Here is a 17,313-nt window from a genome sequence, read left to right on the forward strand (position 1 = left end):
CGTTCTTGCGCCATGAACAACGCCTGGATCACCCAGGGAGGTGCACGCGGGAGCCGATGTCCGCCGGCAGCGGGCAGTCGCCGCAGGTGCCGCCGCCGAGGCGGTAATACAGACAGCAACTGCGCCGGGTGTACGCGTCGCGTGCGTCGAACCCGCCGGCCGAGTCGAGCGGCACGGTGGCGAGCACCGCGTCCCGGATCCGGCGGCAGTCCGAGCGCGGGGCCTCGCGGGACAGTTGACGCATGGTGCCGGCGATCCCGGACGCCACGTTTCCCCAGAGGAGTGCGGGCGCGGCGGGGGCCACCATCCGTACCCTCGAAATGATCGTGGAAAGGTGCGCGACCAGCGCGGCGCCGCAGGCGGCCTCGAGACCGGCACCGCGCGTTCCCGACGGGTTGTCCAGCGACAGCCGGAAGCCGGCGCCCGGCGCATACGCACAGCTCACCGCGGTCAGGTCGAGCAGGATGCCCGCGCGGGTGAGCAGCGCCAGCACCGGGCCGACCAGGCGGGCGGAGTAGCCGAGCACGGTCAGTGACGCCGCGACCCGGGGCTCGTCCGTGCGCGCCCACGCGCCGACCGCCGCGACCGCGTCCTCGATCGGCAGCGCGTCCGGAAGCGGCCCGAGACCGATGCCGAAGAACGGGTTACCGCCGGAGACCCGGGCCACCGCGGTCGCGATCTCGCCGGCCCCGAGCATGCCGGGACCCTAACAGAACGCCGTGTCCACCCTCGAAGGGCACGTTGGCGGCGAGTTGAGGTCGGTTACCGTTCTCGGGTGCCCGCTGCCATCGACCCCACTGAATCGTTGAACAATCAGCCGGGTCGCCGGGTCGCCGGGTCGCCGGGTCGCCGGGTCGCCGGGTCGCTCATGAACGCGGTTCTCGTTCCGCCGGCGTGGGCGACGGTCGCGCCGGCCCGCACGCTGCTCGTGGTGGTGCGGACCGGGACCACGCTCGGCCGCCTGTTGGACGTGCTCACGCTCACCGCCGCCGACCACCGGATCCAGACCGTCTTCACGCACGACCCGGACCACCCGCCGATCTTCGCCGCCGGCACCGCCGAGTTCCTCAACCGTCTCCAGGCCCCGGTCATCTCCTGGTCCGACGCGGCCGCCACCCGCTTCGACCTGGCCATCGCCGCCAGCGAGAACGACCGCCTGCACGAGCTCGACGCCCCGATCCTGCTGATCCCCCACGGCCTCGGCTTCCACAAGTACTACCCGGGTGGCACCACCATCTCCGGCATGAACCCGGATCGGCTGGTGCACGAGGGCCGCGTCGTCCCGGCCGCGATCGCACTCACCCACCCGGACGAGCTGTCGCTGCTGGCCACCACGTGCCCACCCGCGGTCCCGCACGCCGTCGTGGTCGGCGACCCCAGCCTGGACCGCATGCTCGCCGCCCGCCACCGCGTCCCCGCTTTTCGGGCCGCGCTCGGCGCCCGCGGCCGTACCCTCGCGGTCCTGGCTTCGACCTGGGGTCCCGACTCGCTACTCGGCCGGTTTCCCGACCTGCCGGAACGGCTCGCCGCCGCGCTCCCGGTCGACGAGTACGCGATCGCCGCCATCCTGCACCCCGGCATCTGGTCCGCCCACGGCCCCTGGCAGGTCCGCGCCTGGCTCTCCCGCGCCACCGCCTCCGGCGTTCGCGTCATCCCGCCCGAGTCCGGCTGGCAGGCCACCCTCACCGCGGCCGACCTGGTCGTCTCCGACGCCGGCTCGCTCTCCCTCTACGCCGCGCTGCTCGGCAAGCCGCTGCTGCTCACCCCCGGCGGCCCCACCGTGGTGCCGGACACCGCGATCGCGGACCTGCTCACGACCGCCCCGCGCCTGGCACCCGACCGGGACCTGCTGCCCCAGATCAAAACCATCCCGCACGGGTACGCCGTACCCCCCGCCGTCGACACCCCCGGCACCTGCGCCCCACGCCTGCGCTCCCTGATCTACCGCCTGCTCGACCTCGCCGAGCCCGCAACTCCGGCCGAGCTGCCGCCGCCGCCCGCGCCGGTCAGCACCGATTCGGCAATATCGGCATATGTCGTGGATGCACCGATCACCGACGGCATCGCCTCCCTGCGCCGCTTCCCGGCCACGCTGCCCTCGCCCCCGGAACGCGAGCCCGCCGATCACCGCCACACCCTCGCCGATCTCCGGCACGCCACCCACGGCCAGCTCGCCGGCGCCACGATCATCCACACTGCCTCCCGCCACGACGCCGCCGCGCTGCTCGCCACCTGGCCCTCCGTCGCCCTGGTCACCACCACCGACCGCGAGGGCCACTGCCACGCCGTTCCCCGCACCGGCCCCACGACCACGCTCACCGCCGACGGCTGCGACCCCACCCTGCTGGCATCCCTCGCCTACCTGCGCCTCCGGCAACCCGGCCTGCGAACTGACGTCTTCCGCATCGGCGACCGCCTCATCCCGGTCACCTCCTCCGACTAGCGGGACAGCGCAAGAATCGTCAATTCCGAGGGCCGGATCGTTGTTACCGTGCTTCCGTGCCTGAACTGCTCCGGCTTCTGGCCCTGGTCAACGCCCGGTTGAGTGAGGACGTCTCGCTGCCGGTCCTGGCGAGATGGGCGCATCGGTCCCGGTTCGACCTGCATCGCCGGCTGCGGCGGCTGCTGGGCGAGACGCCGAAGGCGTACACGACCCGGGTCCGGCTCGCCCGCGCCGCCGCGCAGCTGGTGTCCACCGACCGCCGGGTGGCGCACGTGGCCTCCGACCAGGGGTTCGCCGGCAACGAGGTCTTCACCCGGGCGTTCACCCGGCACCTCGGGCGCAGCCCCCGGGCGTACCGTGTGCGCGGTCTGCACGTCGGCGGCCGGCAGATCGCCGCCGCGCACGCCTCGGCGACCACGTCGACCGCCCCCTGCCTCGGCCTTTACCGCATCAGCAGCACCGAGAGGAAACCCGCCGTGCCGCTCGACATCGAACTCCGCGACCAGCCCGCGTTCCACGCGCTCGTGATGCGACGCCGGGTCACCCGCGACGAGATCGCCGCTACGCTCGCCGCTACGCTGCCGACCGTGTTCGACTACGCCCAGCGGAACGGGCTGGCCATCACCGGGCCGCCGTTCGCCCGCTACCCCGAGGTCGGCATGGGCTCCCTCGTCATCGAGGGCGGCATCACCGTCGCCGCACCGCCACCCACCCCACCCGGCGACGGCATCGAGCTTCTCACCGTCCCGGCCGGCCGCGCGGTCGTCGCCGTCCATCGCGGCCCCTACGACACCCTGCCCGAGTCCTACCAGGACATCGAGAAGTGGATCCGCGACCAGGGCCTCTCCGCAACCGGAGCCCCCTGGGAGACCTACCTGACCGATCCCGGCGAGAACCCCGACCCGGCCACCTGGGAGACCGAGATCGTCCAGCCCGTCCAGTGACCCCGGCGCGGCCGGGCGCCACGCACCGTCCGGCCAGGCCGGCGGTACGATCCGCCGGTGTCGTCCGTCGCCTCACTCCGGGTCGTCAGGACCGGCGATCTACCGCCATCGTCAGCGCAGCCGGCGCACCGCGCCCGGGAGGCGATCCAGCGGCTCGGTGTGGACGTCGGCTGACGCCGCCTCAGTCTCGCGCACCGGCGTGGCCCGGGGAGTCGCGGAGTTCCAGGGCCCACAAATGCGCGCACACCGCCTCGATCCCGGCCGCCAGGTGGCGGCGGTAGGTGCTGAGGGGCAGGTGGAGCTGGGCGGCCGCGATCTCCTGGGTCGGTGCGCCGTGCAGGAACGTGGCCGCGACCGCCCGGTGGGCCTTCGCCAGGCGCGGGTCGCGGCCGATCGCGTCGATCGCGGCGCGCAGGACGTCGTGCAGCGGCGCCGAGACGGCCAGGCGGGTGCGCCGGAGCGGGCTCGCCGTGAGGGCGGACGGGTGCCGCAGCTGCCGCAGCGCCTCGCGGACCGCCGTGTCGAAGTCGTCGCGGGACAGCACCACCAGGTCGTTTCCGGCCGGTGGGAGGGCGGGGCCGAGGCGCATCTGCTGGGTGTTGCGCGCGAACCACGCGTCGACCGGCATCGCCCGCCAGTCGTGGCCGAACAGCGTGTAGCCGTGCCCGTCGACGCGTGGTTCGGCCGGGATCGGATGCTGGTCGAGGTATGTCATCAGCGGTGTCCAGAACGCCCGGTCCGCGATCACCACGAAGGACCAGCCCAGCCGCTCCTCACGCACGCAGTGTGCGCAGACGCGCAGCTGCACCAGGTCGGTGACCGGTGACGGGCGCTGATATCCGGTCGGGTCGATCGTGAAGCGGGCCACGCCGAGGTGTTCGCCGGCGCGCAGCGGGCCGGCCGCGCGCACGTGCGCCCAGGCCGCGGCCACGACCGGGTCCGCCGCCAGGTCCGCCGGGTCGGGTGCGGTCAGGCGCAGCCAGGCCATGAAGCCGCGCGGTTCGCCGCTCGGCAGCCGGTGCACGCGGAAGCCGGCCGGCTGCCGGGCCAGCCAGTAGCGGGCGATCTCCGCGGATTCCGGGCCCTCAGCGCGCCGCGCGAACGCGATGATCGCGTCGTGGTCGTCCGGGCCGGCGGTGTCCTCGTGCACGTCGGCCTCGTCGCGCCAGGTCACCCAGCCGGGCATGGCGTGGCGGCGGTGCTGGTAGGTGAGCGCGGCCAGGGCGGGCAGCTCGGCCGGGCCGGACGCACGGCGTACCCGCGCGAGAAGGTGTTTGCGCACCCGCGCCTGCATCGCGTCGTAGCCGGCCCGGTCGCGCCAGCGCAGGTCGGTCTCCAGCAGGTCACGGACCAGGTCGTGTGGGCGCAGGCCGTGCTTGCCGGACTCGATGTAGGGCTGGCGGCGCAGCCATTCGAACATGGTGGCGGCGTCGTCGCCGACCGCGGCGCGCAGCAGTTCCTCGGTGGTCGCCATCGCGTGCGCGCAGACCTCGAGCGCGCGCCGGTGCACCGTGGACGGGAGTTCGCCGACCAGGCGGCCGAGCAGCACGCCGACCACGTCCCGGTGCGGCGTCCACGCCTCGTCCGGCGTGGCCCGCGCGCGTGCCACCTCGGCGGCCAGCCGCAGCGCGAGCGGGTGACCGCCGGCGAAGTTCAGAAGAGCGGCACACCGCTCCGGGGGTACGCCGTGCAGCCGCAACAGCGCGGTCGCGTCCGCCGGCGGCAGGTCGTGGAGCGGGAGCGCGCGCATCGCGGCCGACCAGCCCGGGTCGGACCAGTGGCGCGGCTGCGGCGGGCGGCGGCCGGCCAGCACCACGAGCGCGCCGTCCGGCAGCCGCGGCAGGAACCGGGCGGTCAGCCACGCCTCCAGGCCACGGCACCGCTCGAACGTGTCGACCAGCAGCACCGCGCGCGGGTCGGCGAGCGCGCCGGCGGCCTCCGCCTCGAACCGGGCCGGTGACTCCACGTCACGGCCGTCGATCCGGATCACGGTGCGGCCGCGGCCCCGGGCGTCCGCGGCCATCCGCCGCAACAGCGTGCTCTTGCCCATGCCGCCGGGTCCGTGCACGAAGATCACGGGCTCGCCGGTGCCGTCCAGCGCCTCCCGGAAGCAGCGCAGCTCGACCGCGCGCCCCACGTGCCCGTCGCCGCGGCTCATCCACGCGCCGAGCGTCTGCGTCGTCTCCACCGTCCCGAGTGTATTGATCATGCACGCTTCGCCACTGTCCGGTCCACGACGGGCGCTATGTCCTCCACTGCGTGCTAGCGTCGCTTCACTGTTGGTGCCTGAAGATCGAAATTCGGGAGTGTTCCGGTGATCGAGATCGGTGCGATCCTCGCCAGTGAGGCGGCCCGCACCGTCGTCGCGGCCGCGCTGGGTGCGTCCGTCACGGGCGCGGGCCGGCTGATGGCGCTGCTGAAGAACCGAATCCCGTGGTTCTCCCGCCGCGCTGCCGGCGACACACCAGATCAAATCCTCGGGGGTACGGACGAGAGCGCCCGCGGCGACGCGAGCGAGGCCACGCGGCGGGCGGCCGACGCTACCGGCGCTGACACGGGCTCTCGCGTCACAGCCGCTCATGCCGGCTCGCGGACCACCGGCGTGACGGCCGCCGATGGCCTGACCTCGCCGGGCGATGTGGCCGCGCTGGCCGCGGAGATCGAGCGGGCGATCGCGGCCGATCCCGCGCTGGCCGAGGCGATCGCGGCCGCGCTGCCGGGCGGCGGGGTCCCACCCCCGGCCGTACCGTCGCCGGATCCGATGGCTTTTCATGACCGGGCCGAGGCCCGAGCGCGCCTGGCCGCGCCCGGTGTGTGGGTGGTCGGGGGTGCGCCGGGCGCGGGCAAGACCGCGCTGCTCCGGCGGGTGGCCGCGGACGTCGCGGACGGCGGCGTCGCCTACCTGGACCTCGACGACGACGCGCTGCGGCTCGGCGACCAGCTGGACCTGGACGCGGCCCGGTGCGAGATCCTCCGCCAGTTCGGCCTGCCGTCGGCGGACCCGGCGCGCTACCCGCAGTTGCTCGCGCGTGGCCGGCACACGCTGCTGCTGGACAACGCGCGCGGCGAGGCGGAGATCGCGCCGCTGGTCGCCGTGTCGCCCGCGGCCCGCGTGCTGGTCAGCACGCGCCGGCTCGGCGACGACTTCCGCCGTGCGCGGCCGCGCGCGATCGTCGCGCTCGGCGGCCTCGACCCGGACGGCGCCTGGGAGATGCTGGCCGCGCGCGTCTCCCCGGCGATGCTGGCCGCCGAGCCCGAGGCCGCGCACGGCCTGCTGGAGGCGGCCGACCGCATGCCCTACGGCATCCAGCAGATCGCCGCCCGGCTGAGCCGACGGTCAGGAGAGCCGGGTGCGCTCGCGTCCGAGCTGGCGGCGTTGCGCACGACCGGCGACCGCGACGAGTTCCTGGACCTGATGGTCTCGCGGGCGATCGGCGCGCTGTCCGCGTCGTCCCGCGACGGGCTCGCACTGCTCACTCGCTATCCGGGCGACGGCTTCACCCGCGACGGCGCCACCGCGCTGCTCGGCCCGCTCGCGGTCGCGACGCTGACCGAGCTGGACGACCTGTCGCTGCTGGATCGCGCGCCGGACGGCCGGCTGCGGCTGTTCAGCCTGGTCCGCCGCCGTGCACATCTGCTGCCGACTCCCTCCGATGTGGACGGCGCGTTGCTGCGCCTGCTCGGCCATCACGTGTCGCTCGGCGTCGCCGCGGACGTGGCGCTGACCCGGCCCGACCGGCTGCGCGCCTACCCGGTGCCGCCGGACGCGGAATGGCCGCTGCCCGTACCCCCGCTGGACTGGCTGGCCGCCTCGGCCGGCACGCTCTTCGCGCTGACCGCGCAGGCGCACCACCGCGGCCGGCACCACGACGTGCTGCGGCTGTGCGGCACGCTCGAGGTGCTGCACCTGCACCGTGGCCACCACGAGCGCTGCGACGCCGCGTTCCGGGACGGCGTCGCGTCCGCCGCCGCGCTCGGCGACCCGCTCGCCCAGGCCCGGCTGACCGCGTCGCGCGGCCGGATCGCGCTGCTGCGCGGGCGTCTCACCGAGGCCGCCGACCTGCTCGACGCCGCGCACAACCTGCTGGCCGAGGCCAGGGCGCGGGGCCTGGACACGGTACGGTTCGACGCCTCGCTGGCCGAGTTCCGCGCCCGCCTCGCGGAGCAGTCCGGCGATCTGCCCGCCGCGGTCGCGCTGCTGCGCGCCGCGCTGGAGGCCGACCGCGCCGCGGACTGGTCCTACTCGCGCGGTATCCACGCCCGCATGCTGGCGAACGTGCTGGTCAAGGCGAAGCTTCCGGGGGACGCGCTGGCCGCGGCGGACGAGGCGGCCGCGCACACCGCGGACCGCCGGAACGCCGGCCGGGTCGCCACCGTCCGGGCGAAGGCGCTGCTCGCGCTGGGCTGGCTGCCCGCGGCCGGTACCGCGCTGACCGCCGCGCGCGAGGCGGTCGCGGGCACCACCCAGTACGATCCGGAGCTCGACGAGATCGAGGGCGACCTCGCGCTGGCCACCGGCGACCGCGCCACCGCGCACGCGGCCTGGAGCCGCGTCGTCGACCGTGCGCTCAAGCTCGGCGACGACCGCGCCTACGCCGTCGCCATGCAGCGCCTCACGCGCCTGCGCACCTGACCGCGTACCACCTCAGACGATCTTGCGGTACCGGTACGGCCGGTAGTGGCGGGCGGCACGGGCGACGACGACCCGGTTCCGGCGCATTCCGCCGGCCTTGCCGCTCGACTCGATGACCGTGACGGTGCCGTGCGCCGGGTCGCCCCACGCCTCGAACAGCCGGACGTGGTCACGCCGCCGGTTCTTCTTCGTGCGGAGCAGGATGTCGCCGGGCCGCAGCGCGGACCAGGCGATGGGGTCGGCCACGCGCGGGAGTTCCCACGTGGTCAGGGCGCGGCCGTAGCGGGGGTCGCGGCTGTCGACCGCCCAGGCCATGCAGACGAAGCCGGAGCAGTCCGGGCGATAGCGGCGACCGCGATTCAGATCCCATCGGGTACGCGCGTTGTGCTGCGAATACGGCACGCCGCGGCGGAGCCAGTCGTGGGCCCGGGCGAGCACGGTGGCCCGGGTGATGCGCCCGCCGTAGACGACGGTCGAGGCCTCCCCGGCGGCCGGCGCCGCGGGTGGGGCGAGCACGGCGCCGAGCACGGCGAGCAGGAGTCGTCGTCGGTTCACCCCTGCTGATGCTGCCAGCCGCCCGGACGCCCCACCGGCCCGTTACGCGAATTCGGTGGAGATCTCGGTGGCGTATCCGTCCACAGCGGCGCCATGTCTACCGCGCCGCCGGTTTCACCTGGACATCGATGCCCGCGACATGACGGACGAGGAGCTGACCGGGTCCAGCCGGTGGGAGGGGACAGTCGGTTCAGTCCGGCGAGGCGTTGATCCGGTGGCGCCAGCGGCCGGGGGCGATGTTCTCCTGGTGGGTGAAGGCGCGGCTCAGGGCCGGTGCGGAGTCGTAGCCGACCCGGAGGGCGATCTCGGTCTGGGTCAGCGTCGTCTCGCGCAGCAGGCGTTTCGCCTGGCAGAGGCGCCAGCGGCGGAGCAGGGCGAGCGGGGTCTCGCCGGTCGCCGCGCGGAACTCGGCGGCGAACGCGGCGCGGGACATGTGGGCCTCGCGGGCCAGCGCGGCCACCGTCCACGGGTACGCCAGATCCTCCTGCATCGCGCGCGCCGCCCGGCCGAGCCCCGGATCGTCGAACAGCGGCAGCAGCGTCGCGGGCCGGGTCGCGGTGGTGGCGGCGACGGCCCGCAGCGCGTGCGTGACCAGCACGTCCGCGAGCCGGTCGGTGACCGGACCGGCGCCGGGCTCGCCGCGGTCGCGCTCGTGCTCCAGCAGCGCGAACGTCGCCTCGAGCGCGGCGGACGCGGCAGCGTCGACGGTGAGGCGCAGCACCGCGGGCAGCAGCCCCGGCCGTACCGGCCGGGCGGTCGTCTCGATCGTCATCGCCCGCAGGTCGGTGCGCGGGCCGGCATCGCCGTGCCGGGCCAGGCCGCGCACGACCGGCGTGGCGGCCGTGGGGCAGGCTCCTCCGGCCGGAACCGGCCGGTCGGCCAGCACGAACTCGTCGTCGTCGCGGATGACCAGGTAATCACCGGCCGACGCCTCGACGGTGCGGCCGTCGCTCCTCGCCGTGACCGCGACGTGGCCCTCCGCGACCCGCATGATCCAGAGCGTGGAGCGGGACGCCGCGGCGAAGGCCCACGGGCCGTGGGCGACGAAGCGGCCGTACATGGAACCCCCGCCAGACGATCGGACAAGAACGGCAGACGCCACGGTACGCCCGCGGCACGCCGGTCAGCGCAGGCTCATCGCATGCAGGCAATGAAAATCGAAAACGGGTCGCTGGTCCTGGCCGAGGTGCCCGATCCGGTGCCGGGTCCGGGTGAGGTGGTGGTCGACGTCGCGGCGACCGCGGTGAACCGGGCCGACATCGGCCAGCGGCTGGGCTTCTATCCCCCGCCGCCGGGCGAGCCGGAGTATCCCGGGCTGGAGTGTGCCGGCACCGTCGTCGCGGCCGGGGCCGGAGTGCCGGACGACCGCCTGGGTGAGCGCGTCTGCGCGCTGCTCGGCGGCGGCGGGTACGCGGAGCGGGTCGCCGTCCCGGTCGGCCAGCTCCTGCCCGTACCCGCGGGGCTGTCCCTGCCGGAGGCCGCGTCGCTGCCGGAGGCCGCGTGCACGGTCTGGTCGAACGTGGTCGACATCGCCGGTCTCCGCGCCGGCGAGACGCTGCTGGTGCACGGCGGCGCGAGCGGTATCGGCACGTTCGCGGTGCAGCTCGGCAAGGCGCTCGGCGCGACGGTCGTGGCGACGGCGCGGTCCGCGAAGCACGACCGGGTCCGGGAACTCGGCGCGGACCTGGTCGTCGACTACACCACGGACGACTTCGCGGCCGCGGTGCGCGACCACACCGGCGGCCGGGGCGCGGACGTGGTGCTGGACATCGTCGGCGCGGACCATCTCGCGCGGAACCTGGCCTCGCTCGCGCCGCACGGCCGGATCATGACGATCGGATTCCACGGCGGCACCCGGACGGAGCTGGACTTCATGGCGCTGTTCCGGGCGCGGGGGTCGATCACCGCGACCGGTCTGCGGCTCCGCTCCCGCCCGGACAAGGCCCGGATCGTGCGTGGCGTGGCCGGGCAGGTGTGGCCGCTGATCGAGGCGGGTGCGATCCGGCCGGTGATCGACCGTGTGCTGCCGCTGGCCGACGCCGCGGAGGCACACCGGGTCATGGAGGCCGGGGAGCACGTCGGGAAGATCGTGCTGACCCGGTGGAAGTAGTGTGCAGCGACGTGAACATCGCAGCGAACGTCGTCGTCGGGCTGGTCGTCGTCATCCACCTCTACATCGTGGTGCTCGAGATGGTGCTGTGGGCGCGGCCCCGGGGGCGCGCGGTCTTCGGCACCACGCCCGAGTTCGCGGAGGCCTCGAAGACGCTGGCCTCGAACCAGGGCCTCTACAACGGTTTCCTCGCGGCCGGGCTGGTCTGGGCGCTGCTGGCCGACGGCACCACCGCGTACCAGGCGAAGCTGTTCTTCCTGGGTTGTGTGCTGGTCGCCGGTCTCTACGGTGCGGCGACGGTCAGCCGGCGCATCCTGTTCGTGCAGGCGGTGCCGGCCGCGCTCGGCCTGGTCCTGGTGCTGCTGGCCGGTTGATGGCCGCGAACCCCGTGCCCCGGATGATCACACCCGGGGCACGGCGGCGCGCTCCGGACCGGTAACGTCCCCCGCCGTGACTCCTGCCCGCCGTCTCCTGCGGCCCGCCGACATCGCGCTCGTCGCGGTCCTCGCCGGGGTGGTCCTGCGCCTCTGGCACTACACGCAGGACGCCTCGCTCTGGCTCGACGAGGCGATGATCGCGATCAACGTCCGGGAGTCCGGTTTCGGCGAGCTGACCGGCGAACTCATGTACAACCAGAGCGCGCCGCTCGCCTGGCTGTGGCTGGTCCGGATCACCCGGGTCCTGTTCGGCGACGGCGAGCGCGCGCTCCGCCTGGTCCCGCTGCTCCTCGGCATCGCCGGCCTGATCGTCGCCTGGCTGATCGCCCGCCGCTGGCTCGGCCCGGCCGGCGCGGTCACGCTCGTCGGCCTCTACGCGATCTCGCCGTCGCTGATCCGCTACTCCGCCGAGCTGAAGCAGTACTCCGCCGACGCCACGCTCGTGCTGATGCTGGCCGGCATCGCGCTCTGGGCGCTCGAACGCTCCGCCACCGCCACCACCCGCCGCTGGCTGCCCGCCGCGCTGTTCTGGCTGGCCGCGCTCGTCTCGTCCTGGCTCAGCATGTCCGCGATCCTGGCCACCCCCGGCTTCGCCCTGGTCCTGGTCCTCGCGATCTGGCGCCGCGACGGCTTCCTCGCCGCGCTCCGCGCCGCCGCCTGGGGTTTCGTCTGGCTGGCGTCGTTCGCCGTGCACTGGTTCGCCGGACTGGCCGCCACCACCGGCGAGCCCCACCTGAAGCCGTTCTGGACCGAACGCGGCGCGCTCCCGCCCGAGCACCCGAACGTCGGCCAGCTGCTGGAGTGGGCCGCCGCCCGCCCGGAGGCCCTCGCGATCGAGCCGCTGCACGTACCCGCCGGATTCGTGTCCGTCCTGTTCTATCTCGCCCTGCTCGCCGGCCTGCTGCTCGCGCTCCGGCGCCGCCCGGCCGCCGGCTGGCTGCTGGCCGCGCCGCTGATCTCCGCCCTGATCTACGGTGCGGTCCGGGCCGTGCCGATGGGCAGCCGCCTCGCGCTGTGGCTCGCCCCGGTCATGCTGACGCTGGTCGCCATCGCCGCCGACGCCGCCTTCCGCGCCGCGGCCTCGCCGTTCCCACGTGCCGCGGCCTGGTTCCGTCCCGCGGTCGCAGGCGAACCACAAGCCGCCGAGGGTACGCGGGGACGCCTTCCGGCGCTCGCCGGCGGGCTTGCGGCGCTGGTCATGGTCACGCTCGCCGGGCTGGTGGTGGCGCCGCAGGTCGCGCACGCCGGGCGACCGGTGACTGAGACGCTGACGACGGACGACCGGGGCGGCGTCGAATGGATCAGCCAGCGGAAGCGCGAAGGCGACCTGGTGCTGGTCACCATCTCGTCCGCGCCGGCGATCGTCTGGTACGCGAAGCCGCGTGTCCTGCGGCCGGGACATTACGTGCGGGCGTCGAGTGCGGCGGACTGCGATCCGGGGAAGCTGGACGCGGCGGTCGCGGGGTACCGGCGGCTGCTGGTCTACCAGGGGATCCGGACGGAGCCGAAGACGCCGGCGGCGTTGCTGGCGCAGCTCCAGCGGCTGGGGACGATCACCGAGGAGATCGACCTGGGCGAGAGTCACGCGTGGGTGGTGACGCTGAACCCGCAGCCCTCGGCGCCGGGACAGGAGAACTGCATGACGCTGGTGACGCTGTACTGACGTGGGCTGATCGGTTGCGTTCAGGGCCCGCCTCGAACGCAACCGATCACTGCTGGGCCGTTCAGAACGTCACCAGCGGATCCCCCACCAGATCGGCGACGAAGTTGATGAAGAAGAACCCGAAGAACACGACGTTCGCCACCAGCAGCACGTAATGCCACGGCCGCGGCCGCGCCACCCGCGGCAGTCTGCTGTTCAGATACATCAGCAGGAACGGATAGAACAGCGCACCCAGGTTCGACATGTTCGCCGACCACTGCACCAGGTTCACCGGCACCGCCAGATGCAGCACCACCGAGATGATCACCAGCAACGTGAGCATGAACGGGTAGTAGAACCGCCGCGGATCCCCTTCCACCAGCTTCCGCAGCCGAGGGCTGGTCGCGTGCGCCGCGTCCGTCGCGACCCGCACCATCCCCTCGAAGATGCCCAGCTGCGTGCTGAACAGGATCAGCACGCCCACGGCCAGCGCCACGTAGAACGCGCCGCGCCCATACGTCTCGTCGAGCGCGGCCGCCACGAACGTCGGCACGTTCGCCGCCGTGGGCTTCTCGCCGGCCAGCTCCACCGCGTACGCCATCAGGATCGTCGGCAGCAGCATGCCCAGCAGCGCCCCGACGAAGAACACGCCCCACATGTCCAGCAGCAGCAACCGGTACCAGCGGCGCCACCGGCCGCGGTTCAGATCGTCGTCCGGGAACGTCATGCCGACGTCGCGCAGACCACCGCCGCCTCCGCGCAGGCCGGAGATGAAGCCGGTGTGGTAGCCCATTCCGTAGCCCTTGTCGCGGTAGTGGCCCATCACGTACCAGTTCAGGCCGCTCACCAGCGCGGTGAAGCCCGCGAGCCCGCCGAGCTGGGTCGCGGTGATGCCGGCGGGCGGGGCGGCCGGTGTGACCAGGCCGCGGATGCCTTCCCACCAGATGTCCCAGGGGACCACGAGCAGGTCGACGATCAGCAGCGCGACCAGGATCGTGCCGACCATGACCCAGTTCGCCAGTTCGAGCGTACGGCTGATCCGGCGGGCGGAGGCGGTCAGCACGAACACGAGGACCAGCAGCGCGATCGCCCACAGCCGCGGCTCCTCGGCGCCGGCCGGTGGTGGCGTGCCGTGCACCAGGGCGTAGACGCCCTGGCCGGCGGAGGCGGCCCAGCCGCCGGCGATGAACGCGAAGATGACGACGGCGACGGAGAGCGGGACCCACAGCCACACGCCGGGCGGCACCCGACCCCAGGCGACCACCGGGGCCTCGCCGGTCGCCATGACCGTGCGCGCACATTCGACGTTGTAGAACGTCTGGAGCACGGCGGAGACGAGGATGACCCAGCCGACGCCGACGAAGCCGAACTGGCCGACCGCCTGCGGGCCGAGCAGCCATTCGCCGCTGCCGATCGATATGCCGAGCGCGATCAGGCTGGGCCCGATCGCGAACTTCACCACCTGCCAGGGGCCGAGCCGGGGTACGCCGAAGACCTGCTCCGGTTCGGGCAGGTCACGGACGCCGAGCGGTGGACGGCTGACGCCGAGTTGGTACGAGCTCATCGGGGCCTCCCGGAGCGACAGGAATCCATAGTGGTGGATCAGCCTTCACGATCGCAATGAGCGGGTAACGTGACCGTCATGGATGCGCTCGCGGCGGTCACCGAGCACGCCCGCGCGCTGCTCCCGGAGCGCGCGGTGATCACGGACCGGGTGCGGCTGCGGACCTACGAGTGCGACGGCCTGACGCACCACCGGGTCGTGCCCGGGCTGGTGGTTCTTCCGGAGACCGCGGAGCAGGTCGCCGCGGTCGTGACCGCGTGTGCACGACATCGCGTGCCGTTCGTCGCCCGAGGGGCCGGCACCGGGCTGTCCGGTGGCGCGCTGCCGCACGCGGAGGGCGTCCTGATCGTCACGTCGCGGCTGCGGCGGATCCTGGCCGTGCGGCCGGAGGACGAACGGGCGGTGGTCGAGCCCGGCGTGATCAACCTGGATGTGACGCGGGCGGCGGCGCCGTTCGGTTACCACTACGCGCCGGACCCGTCGAGCCGGCAGATCTGCTCGATCGGCGGCAACGTGGCGGAGAACTCCGGCGGCGCGCACTGCCTGAAGTACGGGTTCACGGCCGGGCACGTGGTCGCGGCCGACCTGGTCACGCCGGCCGGTGACCTGGTCACGCTGGGCAGCGAGGCGCCGGACGCACCGGGTTACGACCTGCTCGGCACCGTGATCGGCGCGGAGGGCACGCTCGGCGTGGTCACGTCCGTGACCGTGCGGCTGACCCGCGATCCGGAGGCGGTGACCACGCTGCTGGCCGCGTTCCCGGGCACCGACGACGCGGGCGCGGCCACCTCGGCGATCATCGCGGCCGGGATCGTGCCGGCCGCGATCGAGATGATGGACGCGCTCGCGATCGAGGCCGCAGAGGCCGCGGTGGCCTGCGGTTATCCGGCCGGCGCGGGTGCCGTGCTGATCATTGAGCTGGACGGGCCGGCCGCGGACGTGCACGCGGAGCTGGCCACGGTGACGCGGCTCTGCGCGGACGCGACCGAGGTGCGGATCGCGGCGGACGACGCGGAGCGTGAGCTGATCTGGAAGGGCCGCCGGTCCGCGTTCGCCGCGGTCGGCCGGATCAGCCCGGACTACATCGTGCAGGACGGCGTGATCCCGCGGACCGCGCTGCCCGAGGTGCTCCGCGCGATCTCCGGGCTCTCCGCCGACACCGGCGTCCGCGTGGCGAACGTGTTCCACGCCGGCGACGGCAACCTGCATCCGCTGGTCCTGTTCGACGCGGCCGTACCGGGCCAGGAGGGGCGGGCCGAGGACGTCAGCGGCGCGATCCTCGACCTGTGCGTCACGCACGGCGGCTCGATCACCGGCGAGCACGGCGTCGGCGTCGACAAGGCGAGGTACATGCCGCGCATGTTCACCGACGCCGACCTGGACACGATGCAGCTGGTCCGCTGCGCGTTCGACCCGTCCGGCATCGCCAACCCCGGCAAGATCTTCCCGACGCCGCGCCTGTGCGGCGAGGTCCCGCGCAAGCATCACGCGGCGTCCGAGCGCCCGGCCGGCGCGGAGGTCTTCTGATGCCGGCGGACCGGCACGGAGGTCTCACGATGCCGGCGGGCCGGCGATGACACGGGACGCGCTGGACGCGCTGGGTGACGTCTGTGAGCGGGCCGGCCCGGCCGACGAGGTGGCCGGGGTACGCGCCGCCTACGTGGCCCGCCCGGGCGACGCGGCGCAGGTCGCGGACGTGCTGCGGGCCGCGGCCGCGCACGATCTCGCGGTGGTCGCGCGCGGCGGCGGGACGCGGCTGCACTGGGGTCTGCCGCCCGCCCGGGCCGACCTGGTCCTGGACCTGTCCGGGCTGGATCGGATCGTCGATCACGCGGCCGGCGACCTGGTGCTGATCGCGGAGGCCGGGGCGCGCGTGGCCGACGTGCAACGGCGGCTGGCCACGGCCGGGCAGCGGCTGGCCGTGGACGCGCCCACGCCGGGCGCGACGCTCGGCGGCACGGTCGCGACCGGCCATTCCGGCCCGTCCCGCCTGCTCGCCGGCCCGATCAAGGACCAGATCATCGGCATCTCCGTGGTCCGGGCGGACGGCACGCCCGCGTCCTCCGGCGGCCGGGTCGTGAAGAACGTCGCGGGGTACGACCTGGGCCGCCTGATGTGCGGCTCCTACGGCACGCTCGCGGTCCTCACCCGCCTGATCTTCCGTCTTCGTCCGCTCCCGGCCGCCCGCGCGTTCGTCACCGCCCCGGTCCTCGGCCCGTCCCTGGCCGCGCCCCTGATCGAGGCGGTCGCCGCCGCTCAGCTCGTTCCGTCCGCGATCGAGCTCCACCTCCCCGCCCCGCCGCACGACGACGCGGCCGGCCCGGCCACCGGCGCGGTCGTGGTGCTGGTCGAGGGCGCACCGGCCGGCGTCGCCGCACGCGCCGCGGCCGTGCGCGACCTGCTCCGAAGAACCGGCGCCGAGGAGGTGCACGTGCGCGCGGATGCACCACCCGGATGGGGCACGCTCCCGACCCAGGGCCTACCGGCGCACGGTTTGCCCGCGCCGGATCTCCCCGCGCACAGCCTCCCCGCGCGGGTTGTTGCCGCGCAGGCCCCTGCCGCGCAGGATCTCCGCACGACGGGCGGCGGCACGCTGCTGCGGCTGACATTCGTCCGCTCGGGCCTCCCCGCCGTGCTCTCCGCCGCCCGCGACGCCGGCGCCGCGGTGTCCGGCTCCGCCGCGGCCGGCGTGCTCACCGCGATGCTCGGGCCCGGACCGGGCGAGCGCGCCATGGCCACGCCCGAACACGTCGCCGCCGCGCTGGCCAGGTTGCGCACGGTGTGCGCGCGGCACGGCGGTGGCGCGATCGTGCTGGACGCGCCCGCCGCCGTCCGTGACGCGGTCGACGTGTGGGGCCCGGTCCCCGCGCTCGACCTGATGCGCCGGGTGAAGGCCCAGTTCGATCCCGCCCACCGCCTCTCCCCCGGCCGTTTCGTCGGCGGCATCTGAGATGCGTCGCCTTCGCGCTGTAGGCCAGAATTCCG

The 17,313-nt window shown here is 74.2% G+C and carries 13 protein-coding genes; 8 read left to right on the forward strand and 5 right to left on the reverse strand.

The window, feature by feature from the left end; genetic code table 11:
* Positions 1-28: 28 nt before the first annotated feature.
* Entirely contained in the window at positions 29-697 is a 669-nt protein-coding gene (locus J2S43_RS19365; RefSeq protein WP_306831161.1) for a (2Fe-2S)-binding protein, read from the reverse strand.
* A 171-nt stretch (positions 698-868) separates the two neighbouring features.
* Here J2S43_RS19365 and J2S43_RS19370 point away from each other — a divergent pair, with 171 nt between their 5' ends.
* A complete protein-coding gene (locus tag J2S43_RS19370; RefSeq protein ID WP_306831162.1) occupies positions 869-2,443 on the forward strand; it encodes a CDP-glycerol glycerophosphotransferase family protein in 1,575 nt (524 codons plus the stop codon).
* 56 nt (positions 2,444-2,499) lie between these two features.
* Complete coding sequence (locus tag J2S43_RS19375) at positions 2,500-3,387, forward strand: AraC family transcriptional regulator (protein WP_306831164.1); 888 nt, start codon at positions 2,500-2,502, stop codon at positions 3,385-3,387.
* 181 nt (positions 3,388-3,568) lie between these two features.
* Here the strand turns inward: J2S43_RS19375 and J2S43_RS19380 are convergent, their stop codons facing one another.
* The gene (locus J2S43_RS19380; protein ID WP_306831166.1) at positions 3,569-5,575 is read right to left on the reverse strand and encodes a P-loop NTPase; all 2,007 of its coding nucleotides are present in this window, start codon (positions 5,573-5,575) and stop codon (positions 3,569-3,571) included.
* Between the two features lie 126 nt (positions 5,576-5,701).
* Between J2S43_RS19380 and J2S43_RS19385 the strand changes: the two genes are divergently transcribed.
* Positions 5,702-8,020, forward strand: coding sequence for a zeta toxin family protein (locus J2S43_RS19385; protein ID WP_306831168.1), 2,319 nt, complete (start codon positions 5,702-5,704; stop codon positions 8,018-8,020).
* 12 nt (positions 8,021-8,032) lie between these two features.
* Here J2S43_RS19385 and J2S43_RS19390 read toward each other — a convergent pair whose 3' ends face one another.
* The gene (locus J2S43_RS19390) at positions 8,033-8,575 is read right to left on the reverse strand and encodes an NlpC/P60 family protein (protein ID WP_306831171.1); all 543 of its coding nucleotides are present in this window, start codon (positions 8,573-8,575) and stop codon (positions 8,033-8,035) included.
* A 190-nt stretch (positions 8,576-8,765) separates the two neighbouring features.
* Complete coding sequence (locus tag J2S43_RS19395) at positions 8,766-9,677, reverse strand: helix-turn-helix transcriptional regulator (RefSeq protein ID WP_306831173.1); 912 nt, start codon at positions 9,675-9,677, stop codon at positions 8,766-8,768.
* Positions 9,678-9,716: 39 nt separating this feature from the next.
* On the opposite strand from J2S43_RS19395, the gene J2S43_RS19400 reads away from it, so the two are divergent.
* The 3 genes from J2S43_RS19400 (at position 9,717) to J2S43_RS19410 (ending at position 12,785) form a co-directional block, all read left to right on the forward strand.
* Positions 9,717-10,685, forward strand: coding sequence for an NAD(P)H-quinone oxidoreductase (locus J2S43_RS19400; RefSeq protein WP_306831175.1), 969 nt, complete (start codon positions 9,717-9,719; stop codon positions 10,683-10,685).
* Between the two features lie 11 nt (positions 10,686-10,696).
* Complete coding sequence (locus tag J2S43_RS19405; protein ID WP_306831177.1) at positions 10,697-11,059, forward strand: DUF1304 domain-containing protein; 363 nt, start codon at positions 10,697-10,699, stop codon at positions 11,057-11,059.
* Positions 11,060-11,135: 76 nt separating this feature from the next.
* The gene (locus J2S43_RS19410) at positions 11,136-12,785 is read left to right on the forward strand and encodes a glycosyltransferase family 39 protein (RefSeq protein WP_306831180.1); all 1,650 of its coding nucleotides are present in this window, start codon (positions 11,136-11,138) and stop codon (positions 12,783-12,785) included.
* Between the two features lie 61 nt (positions 12,786-12,846).
* On the opposite strand, the gene J2S43_RS19415 is transcribed toward J2S43_RS19410, so the two are convergent.
* Positions 12,847-14,328 (reverse strand): Nramp family divalent metal transporter, encoded by a 1,482-nt coding sequence (locus J2S43_RS19415; RefSeq protein WP_306831182.1) that lies wholly within the window; start codon positions 14,326-14,328, stop codon positions 12,847-12,849.
* A gap of 78 nt (positions 14,329-14,406) precedes the next feature.
* Here J2S43_RS19415 and J2S43_RS19420 point away from each other — a divergent pair, with 78 nt between their 5' ends.
* Positions 14,407-15,855 carry an FAD-linked oxidase C-terminal domain-containing protein gene (locus J2S43_RS19420; RefSeq protein WP_306831185.1) on the forward strand — a complete coding sequence of 483 codons (1,449 nt, stop codon included), beginning with the start codon at positions 14,407-14,409 and terminating at the stop codon, positions 15,853-15,855.
* A 46-nt stretch (positions 15,856-15,901) separates the two neighbouring features.
* Positions 15,902-17,278 (forward strand): FAD-binding oxidoreductase, encoded by a 1,377-nt coding sequence (locus J2S43_RS19425; protein WP_306831187.1) that lies wholly within the window; start codon positions 15,902-15,904, stop codon positions 17,276-17,278.
* The last annotated feature ends 35 nt before the right edge of the window (positions 17,279-17,313 follow it).

It is taken from the genome of Catenuloplanes nepalensis, from assembly GCF_030811575.1.
Taxonomy (GTDB): Bacteria; Actinomycetota; Actinomycetes; order Mycobacteriales; family Micromonosporaceae; genus Catenuloplanes; species Catenuloplanes nepalensis.

Excerpts from the sequence above, each read along its gene's own strand:
- J2S43_RS19365 (WP_306831161.1), bottom strand. The coding sequence starts at position 697 with ATGCTCGGGGCCGGCGAGATCGCGACCGCGGTGGCCCGGGTCTCCGGC.
- J2S43_RS19370 (WP_306831162.1), top strand. The coding sequence starts at position 869 with ATGAACGCGGTTCTCGTTCCGCCGGCGTGGGCGACGGTCGCGCCGGCC.
- J2S43_RS19400 (WP_306831175.1), top strand. The coding sequence starts at position 9,717 with ATGCAGGCAATGAAAATCGAAAACGGGTCGCTGGTCCTGGCCGAGGTG.
- J2S43_RS19415 (WP_306831182.1), bottom strand. The coding sequence starts at position 14,328 with ATGAGCTCGTACCAACTCGGCGTCAGCCGTCCACCGCTCGGCGTCCGT.
- J2S43_RS19425 (WP_306831187.1), top strand. The coding sequence starts at position 15,902 with ATGACACGGGACGCGCTGGACGCGCTGGGTGACGTCTGTGAGCGGGCC.
- J2S43_RS19420 (WP_306831185.1), top strand. The coding sequence starts at position 14,407 with ATGGATGCGCTCGCGGCGGTCACCGAGCACGCCCGCGCGCTGCTCCCG.